The organism is Pantoea sp. AS142, assembly GCF_037152305.1.
GTDB lineage: Bacteria > Pseudomonadota > Gammaproteobacteria > Enterobacterales > Enterobacteriaceae > Pantoea.
The window spans coordinates 144443-160683 of record NZ_JBBCMO010000011.1 but is presented as its reverse complement, the minus strand read 5'-3'; the positions used below and the strand labels follow the sequence as shown (position 1 = coordinate 160683).

The window sequence follows — 16241 nt, the reverse complement described above, 5'->3', positions numbered from 1 at the left end:
TTTCCTCGCCCGTCCTGAAGTGGTATAACAACTTATCTGACTGCTACCTGGATTGTGCTATGGACCTCACTGAATCCCGTCGACTCTATCAACAGCTGGCCAGCGAGCTGAAAAACCGCATTGAAACCGGGGCCTACCCGGTGGGTGACAAACTGCCTGCTGAGCGCCTGATTGCTGAAGAGATGGAAGTGAGCCGCACTGTCGTACGCGAAGCGATAATCATGCTGGAAGTTGAAGGCTATGTTGAGGTCCGCAAAGGATCGGGCATTCACGTTATTGCCAGCCAGCAACAGAACCGCATCGCCTCCACCAGCAGCCAGCTTGAGTTCGCCACGTTTGGCCCATTTGAGTTGCTACAGGCGCGCCAGCTGATTGAGAGTAATGTGGCGGAGTTCGCTGCCACCCAGGTGACGCGTCAGGACATTATCGACCTGATGGCTATCCAGGAAAAAGCCCGCCAGGAGGATCACTTCCGCGACTCCGAGTGGGATATGCAGTTTCACGTTCGTATCGCGCAATCCACTCAGAACAGTGCCTTAGCCGCCATCGTGGAAAAAATGTGGCTGCATCGTCTGCACAATCCCTACTGGCTCAAACTTCACGAACACATTGACCAGCGCAGTATTCTTAGCTGGTGCGACGACCACGATCAAATTCTTAAAGCCCTGATGCGTAAAGATCCCGCCGCCAGTAAACTGGCGATGTGGCAACATCTGGAAAATACTAAACAGATGCTGTTTAACGCGACGGCGGATGATTTTGAATTTAACGTGGATCGCTATATGTTTGGTGAAAATCCGGTCATCCTGCCTGATGGGTTCAATAACGCCCGCTAAAAGTGCCTGAAAATGCCCTGAGAGGGTCAGTTAATCTGAAATAGTGTCAGGTCATGTAAAACTCCTTTTTACACGCCGTTTCACACGGTAAAACTCCTGTTCGCCAGCGAGTTTTCCTGTTTCACACATGCGATTTTTGTTACAGTTATCGCCCTTTTATTACCCTTTGCGACAGGGGTTTTAAAGTCGCTGATTTAACAATCAATTCTGGAAGGACCCGGAAAATCCCGCCCAGGCTGCGCTCCTAAAATTGATAACGAAATGCCGGTCTGCGTTCAAGTCCCTGTAGGACATGTTTAACAATGATGTTCAGGAATGATTGATGGATATTTTGCAAGCGTTGCTGCACGCCCTGTGGCAACAGGACTATGAAACCCTCTCCGATCCCACGCTGGTATGGGCCATTTACGGCGTGCTGTTTATGATTTTGTTTTTAGAAAATGGCCTTCTGCCCGCCGCATTTCTACCGGGTGACAGTCTGCTGATTCTGGTCGGCGTACTGATTGCCAAGGGCACCATGAGTTTCCCATTAACCATTCTGGTTTTAACGACAGGAGCCAGTCTTGGCTGCTGGGTGAGCTATATACAGGGCCGCTGGCTGGGCAATACGCCCACGGTACAGAAATGGCTCTCCCACCTTCCCGCCCAATATCATCTGCGCGCGCACAGCATGTTCCACCGTCACGGCTTATCTGCCCTGCTGATTGGCCGCTTTATCGCATTTGTGCGTACTCTGCTGCCCACCATCGCCGGTCTGTCAGGTCTCAGCAACGCCCGTTTTCAGTTTTTCAACTGGGTGAGTGCTTTCCTGTGGGTGGTGATTTTAACCGTTATCGGCTTTGCACTGGGTAAAACACCGATTTTCCGTCGTTACGAAGATGAGATGATGTTCTTCCTGATGATGCTGCCGCTGGCACTGCTGGTCTTTGGTCTGGTGGGATCGCTGGTGGTGTTATGGCGTAAGCGTCAGGCGAATCAGAACGGGAAAGTCGAGTAATGAAATTGCTGCAGGCTATTCCTAAACGGTGGTTACCGTGGTTTATTGCTGGCGCGTTTGCGCTGATCGCGCTGTGCGTGGTCCCCGGTCTGATGAAGCATGAGACGGTAGTGCAGATTCGGGTTTCCCATGCTGGCGCAACCCTGCCCGATGGTTTTTACCTCTATCAGCAATTAAGTGCGCAGGGTATTCGTATCAAAAGCATCACGCCTGCGGGTGATGCATTGATCATCCATTTTGACAGTGAAGAGCAGAGTCTGGCGGCTCAGAAGGTGTTACGCCGCCTGCTGCCTCAGGGCTTTATTGTGGCGCAGCACGATCACTCTCAGCTCCTCTCATTGGCGTAATCCTCCGATCACTCTTCTTTTCAGACCACCGCAGGACAATGTGGCGGTCTGAATGGCTCCCTATCTCCCGGTCTTCTTTGAACTTTTTACCAGGGGTGTCTATGCTTAAGCGAGAGTCGATTCTCAGCACCCGGAATCGTAAGATTTTGCGGATAATGATGAATCAGGTCGCAATGGAAGGGTCAAGGACCGATGAAATATCAAATATTACTGGGAGTTGCGCTGTTTTCGCTGTCTGGTTCGCTGCTGGCGGCGGAGTCGCTGTGCGAGCAGAAAGAGCAGGATATTCAACGTGAAATCGGGATGGCGCAGAAGCATAACAATCAGCGTCGGGTTAACGGCCTGGCGCGCGCACTGACCGAAGTCCGGGCAGATTGTAGTGATAAAAAGCTCGAGGCCGCCCATCTGGAAAGAATTAACGCCCAGAAGCAGAAAGTTGCTGAGCGTGAGCACGCACTCAGGGAGGAGCGTGAAGAGGGCCATGACAAGGAGAAGATTGCTAAGCAACAGCAAAAACTGGATGAAGCGCGCCGGGAACTGAAAAAGTTACAGGCGGAGCCCTATTAATCGGATTTAACCAACTGATGTTAAAGGAGTATTTTATGTCTAAAGACACATCGTCGGAACATTTGCGTGCTGAACTGAAAAACCTTGCCGATACCCTGGAAGAGGTGCTGAGCAGCAGCACTGAAAAATCCAAAGGCGAGCTGGATAAACTTCGCAATAAAGCGCGTGTGGCGCTGGATAGCTCACGTGAACGTCTGGGCGAATCAGGTGAGCGCATTGCTGCGACTACCCGCGAAGCAGCACAAAAAGCGGAAGGCTACGTGCGTGAAAATCCCTGGCAGGGTGTGGGCATCGGTGCAGCGATTGGCGTCGCACTCGGCATGCTCATTTCGCGTCGATAATTATGGCTGACTCACAGCATAACCACGGCCCTGCGAAAGGGGTCATCAACATCGGCCAGCGTATTGTGACCACGCTGGTGGGTATGGTTGAGACGCGCGTTCGTCTGGCAGTGGTGGAACTGGAACATGAGAAAGCTAACCTGATACAGCTGCTGTTGATGGTTGGCCTGACGATGCTGTTCACGGCATTTGGTCTGATGAGCCTGATGGTGCTGATTATCTGGGCAGTGGATGCGCAGTACCGCCTGATGGCCATTGGCATCACAACCGGTACGCTGTTACTGCTGGCGGTTATTTTAGGGCTATGGACGCTTCACAAATCACGTCAGTCCACGCTGTTGCGCCACACGCGCAAAGAGCTGGAAACAGACCGTAATTTACTTGAGGATCAACGCTGATGAGCCGCCGCGAGCGTGAAGAACGCATCCATGAACTGCTTAAGCATGTGCAGCAGCAGCGGCTGGATTTAAGCGCTGCGCGGCGTGACTGGCTGGAAGGCACCGCCCACTACGATCGCGGCTGGTTCACCTTCCTCAGCTTACGTCGCTATCTGGCCATTGGCAGCAGCGCGCTGGCTATCTACTCCGTTCGCAGTCCCAACATGCTACTCCGCTGGGCAAAACGGGGATTCGGCGCCTGGAGTACCTGGCGTATGATCAAGTCTGCTTTGCCACCGCGTTAAGTCTGCTTAGAGCCGGTCCTGAAGCGGCCGGCTTTTCTTCATCAAAATTTCTGAAGAACACTGACAGTATATCTCGCTTACAACCTTTCCGCTGCGCGACTATCATCTCCAGCTATCAACCCAATGGACGCAGCACTGCTTTCAGCGGGCATAAACCCTGCGGGCAGCTTGTCCTGCATCACTGATAGCGCTGGAGTAAATGATGAAAAAATTCGAAGACACGGGTTTGTTACTCGCTCGTATCCTGATGCCAATCCTGTTCATTACGGCTGGCTGGGGCAAAATCACCGGTTATGCAGGGACTCAGCAATACATGGAAGCGATGGGCGTACCAGGCTTCATGCTGCCGCTGGTTATCCTGCTTGAGTTTGGCGGCGGTCTGGCCATCCTGTTTGGTTTCCTGACCCGTTTTACTGCCCTGTTCACTGCGGGCTTCACTATCCTGACCGCATTTCTGTTTCACAGTAACTTTGCCGAAGGTGTGAACCAGCTGATGTTCATGAAGAACCTTTCCATTGCCGGGGGTTTTCTGGTGTTAGGTCTGGTGGGCCCTGGTGCCTACAGCATCGATCGCCTGATCAGCAAAACAAAACCACAGGCGATTGCGCGCTAATCTCACATAAAGCGTATTGCCACATATACTTAACAGGGCAGGGAAATTTCCCCGCCCTGTTTGCATTGGAGCCATTATGGGACAGTTAATTGACGGTGTCTGGCATGACACCTGGTATGACACCAAATCTACCGGCGGACATTTCAAGCGTTCAGCGTCGGCTTTTCGCAACTGGGTTACCGCGAATGGCAGTGCCGGCCCGGTGGGGAAAGCGGGATTTGTCGCCGAGCGCGATCGCTATCACCTTTATGTCTCGCTGGCCTGCCCCTGGGCGCATCGCACGCTGCTGATGCGTCAGCTGAAGGGTCTGGATAGCATGATCGATGTGTCTGTGGTACATCCGCTAATGCTGGAGAATGGCTGGACCTTCGATGATAGTTTTCAGGATGCTACTGGCGATAAGCTCTACCAGAACGCGTTCCTCTATCAGCTCTATCTGCACGCCGATCCGCAATACAGTGGCCGCGTAACCGTGCCGGTATTGTGGGACAAGCAGCAGAGCACCATCGTCAGCAATGAGTCTGCCGATATCATCCGCATGTTTAATAGTGCATTTGATGCGGTGGGTGCGCGTGCGGGTGATTACTATCCCGTTGTGCTGCGTGAAAAAATTGATGAGCTGAATGGCTGGATATATGACACGGTCAACAACGGCGTTTATCAATCTGGCTTTGCCACGTCGCAGTCCGCTTACGACGAGGCGGTTACCGCGCTATTCCATTCGCTGTCACGGCTGGAGCAGATCCTGGGCCAGCATCGTTATCTCACCGGCTGCCAACTGACCGAAGCGGATCTGCGCTTGTGGACCACGCTGGTGCGTTTCGATCCGGTTTATGTGACCCATTTTAAATGCGACCGCCACCGGATCAGTGATTACCGAAACCTCAGCGGTTTCCTGCGTGATATTTATCAGATGCCCGGTATCGCAGAGACGGTTAATCTGCCGCATATTCGTCATCACTACTATTGCAGCCATAAAACTATCAACCCGAACGGCGTGATTTCGTTGGGCCCGGCATTTGACTGGGATGAGCCGCACGGCCGTGGATAAGCCAGCCCCAGGCGGATCGCGATACCAGACCTGCATTGCCCGATCCGCCACCGGTGAAGTCAGCGAAAACCGATCAGGATGCTGTTTACCGTGGTGAAAATATCATTCATCAGATCGTGGAAGATCGGCGGGAAGTTATACATCACCAACAACAGTGACCCCATGCCGAGACTGATCGAGATAGGAAAACCAATCACGAAGATAGAGAGCTGAGGGGTCAGGCGGTTGAGTAAACCCAGCGTCAGGTTAAGGGCCAGTAACAGGGTAATGACCGGCATCCCAACGCGTAATCCGCAGCTGAAAATAATCGCCGCGGCTTCAGGTAACAGATAAAATCCGCTATTGCTGACCGGCGCGGCGCTGATCGGTAATAAGGTATAACTCTCGGCCAGCACCTTAATCAGGTAAAGATGCCCATCAAAGGCCAGGAACAACAGGGTGAAGATCACATTTAAAATTCTGGCCAGCACCGGCATGGTCTGATTGCCGGAAGGATCAAAAAATGCGGCAAACGACAACCCCATCTGCAGGCCGATAACTTCACCGGCGTAGCGCATGGCGGCAAAAATAAACTGCACCGTTAACCCGATGGCGGCACCGATAATAATCTCTTTCAAGGTAACCCAGAGACCTGCCAGCGACAGCAGCATGACCTGGCTGTCGGGAAGATTTTGCCCAATCAGAAAGGCGATCAGCATTGCCAGCCCAATCCTGACTTTCTTCACGGCGACTTTTTCGCTGAAAATGGGTGCCGTAGAGAATAATGCCAGGGTACGGGTCAGCGGCCAGAAATAGTGATTAATATAATAATTGATGTCAGGCAATGGCAGGCTTTGCATAATTTAACGAATTATCGTGGCGATATTGCTAAATACAGTGTGCATATAATCCATTAACGTCCCCAGCATCCACGGCCCGAGTACAATAACCACCACGATGACGGTCAGAACTTTGGGAATAAATGAGAGCGTTGATTCATTAATCTGGGTGGTTGCCTGCAAAATACTGACGATCAAACCGGTGAACATCGAGCCGAGCAGTAACGGCGCGGCAACCATCAGGGCAACCTTGATTGACTGAAAACCCAGCCCCATTACACTTTCTGGCGTCATTTTATTTCTCGCTTAGCTATAGAAACTTTGTGCCAGTGAACCGAGGATCAACTGCCAGCCATCCACCAGCACAAAGAGCATTAGCTTGAAGGGCAGTGACATAGTCGCTGGCGGCACCATCATCATCCCCAGCGCCATCAGCACACTGGCGACAACCAGATCAATAATCAGAAAAGGCATGAAGATAGTGAAGCCAATCTGAAAGCCACTTTTCAGCTCGCTGGTGACAAAAGCCGGTAGCAGGATACGCATCGGTACATCATCACGGCTGGCGTAATTCGGCAGTCTGGCAATGCGGGTAAATAGCGCCAGATCGGTTTGACGGGTCTGTTCAAACATAAAATTACGCATCGGCAGCGCCCCTTTTTCCAGCGCTTCCTGCATGGAAATTTTATCCTGGGAAAGCGGTAGCCAGGCGGTATCGTAGACCTGAGACAGCACTGGCGACATCACGAAGAAGGTCAGAAACAGCGCCAGCCCAAGCAGCACCTGATTCGGCGGCGAAGAGGCGGTACCCAGCGCATTGCGCAGCAGTCCCAGCACGATAATGATACGGGTGAATCCGGTCATCATTAATAGCACGGCGGGCAGAAGCGTCAGCGAGGTTAACAGCACCAGCGTCTGTACCGGCAGAGACCAGTTTTCGCCATGCGCGCCATGCCCAATCATGATATCGCCATTAGCCGCCCAGGCGGAGCCTGAGCACAGCATGATCAACAGTAACATCGGCCCCAGACGGACGATCCAGCCAGTGGTCCGTCTCATGAGTGATTCCCCGTTTTTTTACTGATATTACGTAACAGCATCTTCTGAAAACTGCCGGTTGAGGCGTTAGCCGCTTCACTGACCTGATGCTTATCTATTTCGGTCAGCATCGTAATGCCCCCGGGCGTGACGCCGAGCAGGAGCAAGCGATCGGCGACTTCCACAATCACGACCCGCTCGCGCTGACCTAAAGCGTAACTGTGTCTGACCGTTAGCAGATTTTTCCCGCTGGAGAGTGTGCCTCCCCACCGGCTGCGGCGTAGCAGCAAAGCGGTGATCACAATCAATACCACCACCAGCAGTAGCGCACCACTGAGACTCAGCAACATTGATCCCGCCGAAGCAGGTTCATTTAACAGGGGAATAGCCTGTATCTGGGCGGGAATCGGGGTATTCATTATCGGCTCAGACGCTGCATTCTTTCTGAAGGGGTAATAATATCGGTAATACGTACGCCGAATTTATCCGAGACCACCACCACTTCGCCCTGCGCAATCAGGTAACCGTTAATCAGAATATCCAGCGGTTCACCGGCCAGCCCTTCAAGCGGTACGACTGAGCCCTGACTCAGACGCAATAACTCTTTAATGGTCATTTTGGTCCGGCCTAATTCCACGGTCATTTTCACCGGGATATCCAGCACCAGATTGAGATCTTCTGACAAACTGACCAGGGGTTCATCTTTTACAGGTACCGAGGCGGCAGCGCTGCCTTCGACAGACAGCTGCTCGCTCATGGCTTCTCCCCAGAGATCGTCAATGCCTTGTTCGTCAGCATCAGTTGGCAGACTGGTGTCACTCATGTGTTATTTCTCCTTGCTAAACGGTAATAAAGATGGGGCGAAAATAGTATCGACTTTAATCGCCAGCTGTTTATTAAGCAGACCATATTTACCGCTGAAGACGGGATGGCCATCAGAATAGACCTGGATGACATCAGGCTTATCCAGTGAAATGACATCCCCTTTATTTAAGTTCATAATTCGGGAAACATGAGTGGGAATTTCCGCCAGCCTGGCCACTAAATCCAGTTCCGTATCCCGTAACTGGTAAGACAAAGTATTGTGCCATTGCTCATTTTCATGGCGTGAGTTTTCGCGCGGCGGATTTGTTAACAGTTCACGCAAAGGTTCGATAATACTGAACGGGATACAGATATTCAGCTCCCCCATATGCGAACCAATTTCAATGGAAAATGATGTCGTCACTACAATATCATTGGGCGATGAGGTGATATTGGTAAATTTTATCTGGGTCTCTGATCGCACAAATTGAGTCTGAAGTTTAAATATTGAACTCCAGGCCTCATCGTACGAGGACTGCGCCATTGACATGATACGTCTGATAATTCGCTGCTCTGTTGGCGTGAATTCACGCCCATCGACTTTGGTCGGAAAACGGCCATCGCCGCCAAACAGGTTATCCACCGCCATTGAAACCAGATGAGGCGAAAAAGCAAACAGTGCCGTCCCGCGCAACGGGTTCAGATGCACTAAATTAAGATTAGTAGGCACGGGTAAATTGCGCGCAAACTCATGGTAAGGCTGGATACGGATAGCGCCTGCGGTAACATCCGGGTTACGGCGCATCAGATTGAACATATCCATGCGAAACTGGCGCGCGAATCGCTCATTGATAATTTCCAGCGACTGCATACGATCGCGAATAACACGACGCTGGGTGTTAGGATCATAGGGCCGGATCTCATCAGCCCCAGCGACCACCTCAACACTCTCACTTTCTGCGCTGTTGCCGCCATTTAAAAGACGGTCAATTTCAGCCTGAGATAATATACTATCAGACATAGGATTTACCGTAGAATAAACGCATTGAATAAGACATCATCGACTGTTGCGCTCTGTTGCCCGGTCAGCGGCAGACTAATAACGTCTTTAATTTTTTTAATTAACTCATGCTTACCCGTATCGACGGCCAGTTCTGAGCCGGTTTGCTGAGAAAAAAGCAGCAATAAACGACTACGGATCTCCGGCAGGAATTGCCCAATCAGCGCCTTTGATTTCTCATCTTTTAGCCGCAGGGTTAAGCCAACATACAATACGCGATCGCTATCATTTTCGACCGGCTTAAGGCTCACGGTAAAGGTCTCCAGCTCGATATAGATCGGAGGCTGCGCCGCCATGTCTTTTTCCGTCGGTAATACTGTATTTTTATTATCCTGGTGATGATATTTCATTTTATTAATCTGATAATACATGTAACCAGAAATCCCGCCTAACCCCAGAATAATTAACATGAGCAGCAAAATAATAAATGAGCGTTTACTTCCGTTTCCGGAAGCATTCTTTTTTGTTTTTGGCATTATTTTTAAATATCGTGTTCACGATCCTGTCAGGTTTAACTTTTTGCGACGTCCGGGATGAGCGGAGCATTCTATTCTATTCACCCGCTGGGTAATTGACTTAAAAGATGAAACAACTGTCAACAATTCCCCATATTAAATGTCCCTCACGCAAAGGTATTAATACCACTGCTATAACTCACTGTTCTGACAGATGTTTCAATCCGTTCTTCGCGATCAGGATTATTAGCGCTAGGTTGCGCTTCGGCGAAATTCTGCCGGCCAGACTGCTCCGACGGACCGGAATCTTTCCAGCCAGAGGAGGAATCGGCACCCACGCTACTCTGACCCAGCTCGATGCCCGACTCGGCCAGCGACATACGCAGATGGGGAACCGCCGCCTCAATCGCTGCGCGTACCTGATGACTGGCCGAAACAAAGTGCATTTGTGCCTGTTCATTTTTGAGTTGCAGGGTGATCTGAATCGAGCCCAGCTCTTCGGGGTGCAAGCGTAATTCAGCGTGCTGGACGCCATCACGGGTGAAACAGGCGATCTGTTGACCAAGAGATTGCTGCCAGGCGGGCGTACCCATCTGCTGGGTAAGCAGGCCGCTGGCGGCAGGCGCTTCAGTGACCGCGGCGTTGGCGGGCGGGTTCACCGTCGCGGGCGACAATGCCACATCGGGCAGCGTTTTTACCCGTTCTGCCGGGTGAGAAAGGTCGACGCCTTTCACCGGCAGCACGCTCGTCGCCGGTTGTGGTGCGAGAGGATTCTGGACTGCCGCCGTGCTAACCGCGCCGAAAGGGGTCAGAGCGGCGGCGCCGGTCTGAGCATCCTGCTGGCTGGCGGTCGGTTTCAGCCCGGCTGCCAATGCGAAACGGTGGGTGAAGGCGGAGGTAACCTCCTCATCCGCAGGCGCTGGGGTGGCATCCGCGGTCACCGGTGGCAAGGAAGCCGCTGCCAGCGCGGCGCTATCGTTATCTTCATCAGCCGCCGTTGCCTCAACAGTCACTGGCGTCGTCTCAACGGCCGGTGGCACAACATCAGCATGGTTAAGCAGCCCCAGCGGCAGAGCGCTGCCAAACGGTAAGTCACTGCCCGGCAGGGCATCTTTCTGCGCCAGCTGCGTTTCTTTTTTAGCGTCTTCATCCGTCGGTAGGCTTTCGCGAAACGGATTCAGGAAAACCAGCAGCGACTCGCTCGCAACACTCTCCGCTGCCGGGCTGCTGGTCTCATCGACGTTCTCTGCAGAGTCGCTGTCAGCTGGCGCAGGGGAATCTGCCCTCGCAGCTCCGCGAGCTGCCCGCGGCAATTTTGTGGCTGAAGCCGCGGTTTTCTCATCAAGAAGATGGCTAAATGCCTGCGCATCAGCTGGTGCTTCATTCTGCGCCAGCGTATTGCCAGCCACTGGCTTTGTCGCGGCAATTCGGGTAACCATCATATAAATGTCTTCCTTAATAAAGTCTGGCTGGCGAACTCATCCATCATTTTTTGCTCCAGGCGACTCTCTTTTTTGCGGGCAACCGCATCAGCACGGCTGATAAGCGTTGTGAAGGCGTTAAGCCGCAGGTGGTCACGTTTCCATGCTGAAACTGCCTGATTAACCGCGTTCTCGCAGGCCGTGACGTGAGTGCTATATTGTTTGACCACCTGGTTTAGCGAATCGATAAACAACTGATAACTCAGGATATGTGAATTCAGTAATCCTTTGTCCGTCGTACGGGCAGTCAGCTGGTGCTGATACTCATGTTGATAACTCTCCAGCTGGCGCAGCTGGGCGCACGCTTTCTCATAGCTCTGGCGGGTTTTACCCAACTGCTGGGTAGTCGCATCCAGTTGCTCTTTTGCTTTTTCACGCAGCATTTCCATTGGCGAACGGGTTGCCATTATCACTACTCACTTTATTGTCAGGTCGAAGGAAACAGCGCATCCAGCTGTTCAAGGGCATTTTCATATTCGCTGCATTCATAAATTCCCTGCTGCAAATAGCCTTCCATGTTTGGGTAGAGCGCGATGGCTTCATCCAGCCGCGGATCGCTGCCCGCCGCATAGGCGCCGACGCTGATCAGATCGCGATTGTGCTGGTAAGCGGAAAGAAGCTGTTTGAAACGCTGAGTTTTCTTGTAGTGCGTGGCGCTGAGCAGCTCGGTCATAGCCCGGCTGATTGAGGCTTCTATATCGATAGCCGGATAATGTCCCGACTCAGCAAGCTGGCGTGACAGCACAATGTGTCCATCAAGGATAGCGCGCGCAGCGTCAGCCACCGGATCCTGCTGATCGTCACCTTCGGTCAGCACGGTATAGAAGGCGGTAATCGATCCCCCGTTTTTGATGCCATTACCGGCACGCTCCACCAGCGCGGGTAACTTCGCAAACACCGACGGCGGATAACCTTTAGTGGCGGGCGGTTCACCGATCGCTAACGCGATCTCGCGTTGCGCCATCGCGTAGCGCGTCAGTGAATCCATAATCAGCAAAACATCTTTGCCGCGATCGCGGAAATCTTCCGCGATCCGGGTCGCGTAGACCGCGCCCTGCATCCTTAACAGAGGAGAAACATCGGCGGGCGCGGCAATCACCACCGAACGGCTTCGTCCCTCTTCACCAAGGATATTCTCGATAAAGTCTTTTACTTCGCGGCCCCGCTCGCCAATCAGCCCGACCACAATCACGTCTGCTTTGGTATAGCGAGCCATCATGCCCAGCAGCACACTTTTACCGACGCCGGAGCCGGCGAACAGCCCCATTCGCTGGCCGCGTCCGACGGTCAGTAAACCATTAATCGCCCGCACGCCGACATCAAGCACCTGCTTAATCGGGTCACGCAGCAGCGGGTTGTAGGTTGCGGTAAACAGCGAACCTGCACTTTTGCGGCTCAGGGCGGGTAAGCCATCAAGCGGTCGGGCGCTGGCATCCAGCACCCGACCGAGTAATGCCGGGCCAAGCGGTAACTGTTTGCCGTTGGACGTAGCATCCGGCTGGCCGCATACGCGGGCGCCCGGCAATATGCCATCCACATTCTCCAGCGGCATGATAAACAGCACCCGTTCGTTAAAGCCGACCACTTCACCTTCGACAAACTCTGTGCCACCGGTGCGTTTTCGCTCAATCATGCAGAGCGTGCCTATCGGGAGTTTTAACCCTACCACCTCCATCACCAGGCCAGTGGCGCGCACCAGCTTGCCATACTGCTGGTAAGGCGGCAGCGTCATGATCTGCTGCTCGCTCCGCACGATGGTGTCGAGCCAGTTTTTAAGACGCATGCTCATGAGCCGTAATTTTCCTTACTCAGATTGCACAGTCTTTCCCACTGGGTTGAGAGCGTTGCGTCCAGCTCGCCTTCTGCCGCCGTAATACGACACCCGCCCGGCACCATGCTTTCATCGGCGCGTAACGCCCAGTTGTGTCCAGCCAGAATTTCACCTAACTGCTGCTGCACCAGCGGGAAATCCTCCTCACTAACCGATAAGACGATATGGTTGGTAAACTGAACGTTCTCCTGCAGCAGATGCTCGATCTTTTGCAGTAACAGCGAGGTGTCACACACAATCTGCTTACCGAACATAGTGCGGACTGCATTCAGCGAGAGTTGCACTAAACGGGCAGGAATGACGCTGTCGAGGCTATCCAGCGCAGCCTGAAATTCATTAATCAGTAACGTAAACCGGCTGACCAGCTGCTGTTGCTGAGCGGTGGCCTCGCCGACACCCTGCGCCAGTCCCGCTTTTTCCCCCCGGCTGAATCCTTCCTGATACCCGATAGCCTTTCCCTGTTCCAGTCCTCTCTGCTCACCCGCCGCATAGCCTTGTTGCTCAGCCTGCTGACGTAGCCGGGCCAGTTCGGCCTGAAAATGCAGATCGGTAGCTGGATCGCCCACCGGGGTGGTTTGCGGTGCCTCTGGGCTAACCGGTGTAACACTCTCCAGCAGGCTTTCCGGCTGCCACCGCTGCCAGCTGTCCGGCGATGCGCTATCAGACGTAGACATCTTCACCTCCGCCCAGCACAATTTCGCCGCTTTCCGCTAAGCGGCGAACAATCAACAGAATATTTTTCTGCTCAGCCTCAACCTGCGACATACGCACCGGACCGCGCGAATTGAGATCTTCCATCATAATGGCGGCAAGACGCTTTGACATGTTGCGGAAGAAGGCGTCGCGTAGCGGTTGCTCTGCCCCTTTCAGCGCAACGATCAGCGTCTCGTTGTCGACATCCTGCAACAGACGTTGAATGCTGCGGTCGTCGAGTTCCACCAGATTTTCGAACAGGAACATCTCATCAATAATTTTCTGCGCCAGCTCGTGATCGAATTCACGCACTGCATCGATCGCTGCCTCTTCCTGATGGGATTTCATCAGGTTAAGAATTTCAGCCGCTGGTCTTACGCCACCCATTTTGCTGCGCTTCATATTCTGGCCGGTCAGCAGGTTATTCAGTACTTCGGTGAGTTCCTGCAAGGCCGCAGGCTGAACGCCGCCAAAGGTCGCGATACGCAGCATGATGTCATTACGTTCACGCTCGTCAAATTTCGCCAGCACATCCGCCGCCTGCGCCCGTTTTAAATGCACCAGGATCGTCGCGATAATCTGCGGATGCTCTTCACGGATCACATCAAAGACCGACTGCGGCTCCATGAAGTTAAGCGTTTCAAGCCCGTTAGCGTGGGAGTGCGTATCCAGCAGATCTTCCAGCAAACTGGAGGCGCGCTCCTCGCCCAGCGCTTTCACCAATACGTTGCGCAGATAATCGTTGGTATTGAAGTTCAGCGCCGCGAAATCAGAGACGTCGCGCTCGAACTCTTTCATTACCCCCGCCAGGTTATCGTGGGTAATGCCCTCAATATTGAACATGGCACTACTGATCTGCGTCACTTCATGGGAATTAAGATGTTTGAAAACTTCCGCTGCGCACTCATCGCCCAGCGTTAACATCACCATGGCACACTTCTCGGCTGCGTTCATTACGGCTTTTGCTCCCTCATCAACCACTTACGTATTACCGCAGCCAGAACATGCGGTTCCTGCTCGGCGAGATGTCGTAAATGCTGAGTGGTAATTTCAGTATCCACGCGCTGTCTGGCTTTATTTTTCTCAATGTTCTCTTTGCGGCTGATTTCCGCATCCAGCTCAGCCTGACGCGCCTGTTTCTCCATTTCGAGCCGTTGTAGCGCCAGTTGCTGATGTTTAATCCAAAAAGGCTGAACCGCTTTATGCCACAGCAACCAGGCGACCAGCAGCAGCAACAGGTAGCGTCCGGCCTGCAGCATTACGCTGATCATTTCCGGCTGCTTCCAGAGCGGTACCGCGACGTCTTCGTCAGACTGGGTAAACGGTGAATTAACCACACTCAGGCTATCGCCACGCTGCGCCGAGAAGCCAATCGCCTCTTTAACCAGCTGATTGATCTGGTCGATCTGCGCTTTTGGCAGCGCAACCGGCTTACCATCTTTACCGGGCAGATAGTTGATCACTACCGCAGCGGAAAGTTGTTCAATTTCACCGGGATTACGCCGGATATGCGTCAGAGTACGATCCAGCTCGTAATTGACGGTTTCATCGTTATGGGTGTTGTAAGGAATACGTCTGGCAACAGCCGTATTCCCCTTAGCGCCTGCGGCAACCGGCGCATCGATGGGGGCAGAAGTGGGCACCGGGGGTTGATTGCTCAGTGCCCCCGGCACGCCGCCGACCGCCTCTTTACCGCCCTGTTCACTGCAGCTACTCTGGCGGCTGCGGATAGACTTTTTATCCGGTGAACTGTTGGGCTGATACTGTTCCGCCGTTTGCTCATTGGTGGAGAAATCGATTTTGGCCGTAACCTGCGCCCGCACATTATTGCTGCCGACAATCGGCGTCAGAATGGCCTGAATACGGCTCTGAAAATCGCTTTCTACGATGTTGATGTAGTTCAGTTGCGAAGTCTGCGTGGCGCGGTCGCCGCTTTGGGTCAGCAGGTGGCCATTCTGGTCCACAATGGTGACATCATCAGCCGACATTCCGGTGACCGCACTGGAGACCAGATGGCTGATCGCGCTGATCTGACCCGCATCCAGCGACCGTCCGCCAAACAGGTTAAGCGTGACCGACGCCGACGCCGGTTTTTGCTCCTGTACGAACAGCGAGGTTTTCGGCAGCGCCAGGTGAACGCGTGAACTTTTTACCGGCCCCAGAGTATCAATGGTGCGGGAAAGCTCTCCTTCCAGCGCGCGCTGGTAATTAATCTGTTCGCTGAACTGACTGATACCAAACTTTTCCTGGTCCAGTAATTCGAACCCAACCGATCCTCCCTTAGGCAAGCCCTGCTGAGCCAGCTTTAGCCGTATCCCATAAACCTGATCTTCGGGCACCATAATCGCACCGCGCCGTTCATCAAAACGGTAAGGCACGTTCATTTGGGTCAACTGCGCAACTACGGCACCGCCATCCTGGTCACCGATATTGCTATATAACACGCGATAATCCGGTGTTTTAGCCCAGAAAAAAAGAAGAATAACAATCGAGATCGCAGCAGAAGCAATAATAATAAAGATGATTCTCGGATTTGAACGAAATCGCTCAAACGCTGCCAATAAATTCAGGGTATTTTTGTTGTTATTTCCGCTAATTGTGGCATTCATGCCATTTTCCTGTAAAAA

At 52.9% G+C, this 16241-nt stretch carries 22 protein-coding genes; 9 read left to right on the top strand and 13 right to left on the bottom strand.

Features of this window, described 5'->3' with window-relative positions; genetic code table 11:
* The first annotated feature begins 59 nt into the window (after window positions 1-59).
* The 9 genes from exuR to WFO64_RS18925 all read left to right on the top strand — a co-directional run bounded on the left by exuR (window position 60) and on the right by WFO64_RS18925 (window position 5434).
* On the top strand, window positions 60-836 hold the full coding sequence (exuR, locus tag WFO64_RS18965) for a transcriptional regulator ExuR (protein ID WP_337013586.1): 777 nt from the start codon (window positions 60-62) through the stop codon (window positions 834-836).
* A gap of 322 nt (window positions 837-1158) precedes the next feature.
* Window positions 1159-1833, top strand: coding sequence for a DedA family protein (locus tag WFO64_RS18960; RefSeq protein WP_337013585.1), 675 nt, complete (start codon window positions 1159-1161; stop codon window positions 1831-1833).
* Complete coding sequence (gene mzrA / locus WFO64_RS18955) at window positions 1833-2180, top strand: EnvZ/OmpR regulon moderator MzrA (protein ID WP_337013584.1); 348 nt, start codon at window positions 1833-1835, stop codon at window positions 2178-2180. The genes WFO64_RS18960 and mzrA overlap by 1 nt, the downstream gene beginning before the upstream one ends.
* A gap of 192 nt (window positions 2181-2372) precedes the next feature.
* A complete protein-coding gene (locus tag WFO64_RS18950; protein WP_337013583.1) occupies window positions 2373-2747 on the top strand; it encodes a DUF1090 domain-containing protein in 375 nt (124 codons plus the stop codon).
* 35 nt (window positions 2748-2782) lie between these two features.
* Entirely contained in the window at window positions 2783-3088 is a 306-nt protein-coding gene (locus tag WFO64_RS18945; protein ID WP_337013582.1) for a DUF883 family protein, read from the top strand.
* A gap of 2 nt (window positions 3089-3090) precedes the next feature.
* On the top strand, window positions 3091-3486 hold the full coding sequence (locus WFO64_RS18940; RefSeq protein ID WP_082203994.1) for a phage holin family protein: 396 nt from the start codon (window positions 3091-3093) through the stop codon (window positions 3484-3486).
* Complete coding sequence (locus WFO64_RS18935) at window positions 3486-3770, top strand: YqjK-like family protein (protein WP_337013581.1); 285 nt, start codon at window positions 3486-3488, stop codon at window positions 3768-3770. The genes WFO64_RS18940 and WFO64_RS18935 overlap by 1 nt, the downstream gene beginning before the upstream one ends.
* Window positions 3771-3972: 202 nt before the next feature.
* Entirely contained in the window at window positions 3973-4383 is a 411-nt protein-coding gene (locus tag WFO64_RS18930; RefSeq protein ID WP_337013580.1) for a DoxX family protein, read from the top strand.
* Window positions 4384-4459: 76 nt separating this feature from the next.
* The gene (locus tag WFO64_RS18925) at window positions 4460-5434 is read left to right on the top strand and encodes a glutathione S-transferase family protein (RefSeq protein WP_337013579.1); all 975 of its coding nucleotides are present in this window, start codon (window positions 4460-4462) and stop codon (window positions 5432-5434) included.
* A 59-nt stretch (window positions 5435-5493) separates the two neighbouring features.
* Here WFO64_RS18925 and fliR read toward each other — a convergent pair whose 3' ends face one another.
* The 13 genes from fliR to fliF all read right to left on the bottom strand — a co-directional run bounded on the left by fliR (window position 5494) and on the right by fliF (window position 16223).
* The gene (gene fliR / locus WFO64_RS18920; protein WP_337013578.1) at window positions 5494-6273 is read right to left on the bottom strand and encodes a flagellar biosynthetic protein FliR; all 780 of its coding nucleotides are present in this window, start codon (window positions 6271-6273) and stop codon (window positions 5494-5496) included.
* Between the two features lie 3 nt (window positions 6274-6276).
* Window positions 6277-6546 carry a flagellar biosynthesis protein FliQ gene (gene fliQ, locus WFO64_RS18915; RefSeq protein WP_337013577.1) on the bottom strand — a complete coding sequence of 90 codons (270 nt, stop codon included), beginning with the start codon at window positions 6544-6546 and terminating at the stop codon, window positions 6277-6279.
* A gap of 12 nt (window positions 6547-6558) precedes the next feature.
* Window positions 6559-7215, bottom strand: coding sequence for a flagellar type III secretion system pore protein FliP (fliP, locus tag WFO64_RS18910; protein ID WP_337013607.1), 657 nt, complete (start codon window positions 7213-7215; stop codon window positions 6559-6561).
* 92 nt (window positions 7216-7307) lie between these two features.
* Window positions 7308-7709, bottom strand: a complete 402-nt coding sequence (gene fliO / locus WFO64_RS18905) for a flagellar biosynthetic protein FliO (RefSeq protein ID WP_337013576.1) — start codon at window positions 7707-7709, stop codon at window positions 7308-7310.
* Window positions 7709-8113: a flagellar motor switch protein FliN gene (fliN, locus tag WFO64_RS18900; protein WP_337013575.1), complete on the bottom strand. Its 405-nt coding sequence runs from the start codon at window positions 8111-8113 to the stop codon at window positions 7709-7711. The genes fliO and fliN overlap by 1 nt, the downstream gene beginning before the upstream one ends.
* 3 nt (window positions 8114-8116) lie before the next feature.
* Window positions 8117-9115, bottom strand: a complete 999-nt coding sequence (fliM, locus tag WFO64_RS18895; RefSeq protein WP_337013574.1) for a flagellar motor switch protein FliM — start codon at window positions 9113-9115, stop codon at window positions 8117-8119.
* Window positions 9116-9120: 5 nt separating this feature from the next.
* Window positions 9121-9630 carry a flagellar basal body-associated protein FliL gene (gene fliL, locus WFO64_RS18890; protein WP_337013573.1) on the bottom strand — a complete coding sequence of 170 codons (510 nt, stop codon included), beginning with the start codon at window positions 9628-9630 and terminating at the stop codon, window positions 9121-9123.
* A gap of 146 nt (window positions 9631-9776) precedes the next feature.
* Window positions 9777-11051 carry a flagellar hook-length control protein FliK gene (locus tag WFO64_RS18885; protein ID WP_337013572.1) on the bottom strand — a complete coding sequence of 425 codons (1275 nt, stop codon included), beginning with the start codon at window positions 11049-11051 and terminating at the stop codon, window positions 9777-9779.
* Window positions 11048-11497: a flagellar export protein FliJ gene (gene fliJ / locus WFO64_RS18880; RefSeq protein ID WP_337013571.1), complete on the bottom strand. Its 450-nt coding sequence runs from the start codon at window positions 11495-11497 to the stop codon at window positions 11048-11050. The genes WFO64_RS18885 and fliJ overlap by 4 nt, the downstream gene beginning before the upstream one ends.
* A gap of 20 nt (window positions 11498-11517) precedes the next feature.
* Window positions 11518-12879, bottom strand: a complete 1362-nt coding sequence (gene fliI, locus WFO64_RS18875) for a flagellar protein export ATPase FliI (RefSeq protein WP_337013570.1) — start codon at window positions 12877-12879, stop codon at window positions 11518-11520.
* Window positions 12876-13595, bottom strand: a complete 720-nt coding sequence (locus tag WFO64_RS18870) for a flagellar assembly protein FliH (protein ID WP_337013569.1) — start codon at window positions 13593-13595, stop codon at window positions 12876-12878. The genes fliI and WFO64_RS18870 overlap by 4 nt, the downstream gene beginning before the upstream one ends.
* Window positions 13582-14568: a flagellar motor switch protein FliG gene (fliG, locus tag WFO64_RS18865; RefSeq protein WP_337013568.1), complete on the bottom strand. Its 987-nt coding sequence runs from the start codon at window positions 14566-14568 to the stop codon at window positions 13582-13584. Before fliG ends, WFO64_RS18870 begins: the two co-directional genes overlap by 14 nt.
* Entirely contained in the window at window positions 14568-16223 is a 1656-nt protein-coding gene (fliF, locus tag WFO64_RS18860; protein ID WP_337013567.1) for a flagellar basal-body MS-ring/collar protein FliF, read from the bottom strand. Before fliF ends, fliG begins: the two co-directional genes overlap by 1 nt.
* Window positions 16224-16241: the final 18 nt, after the last annotated feature.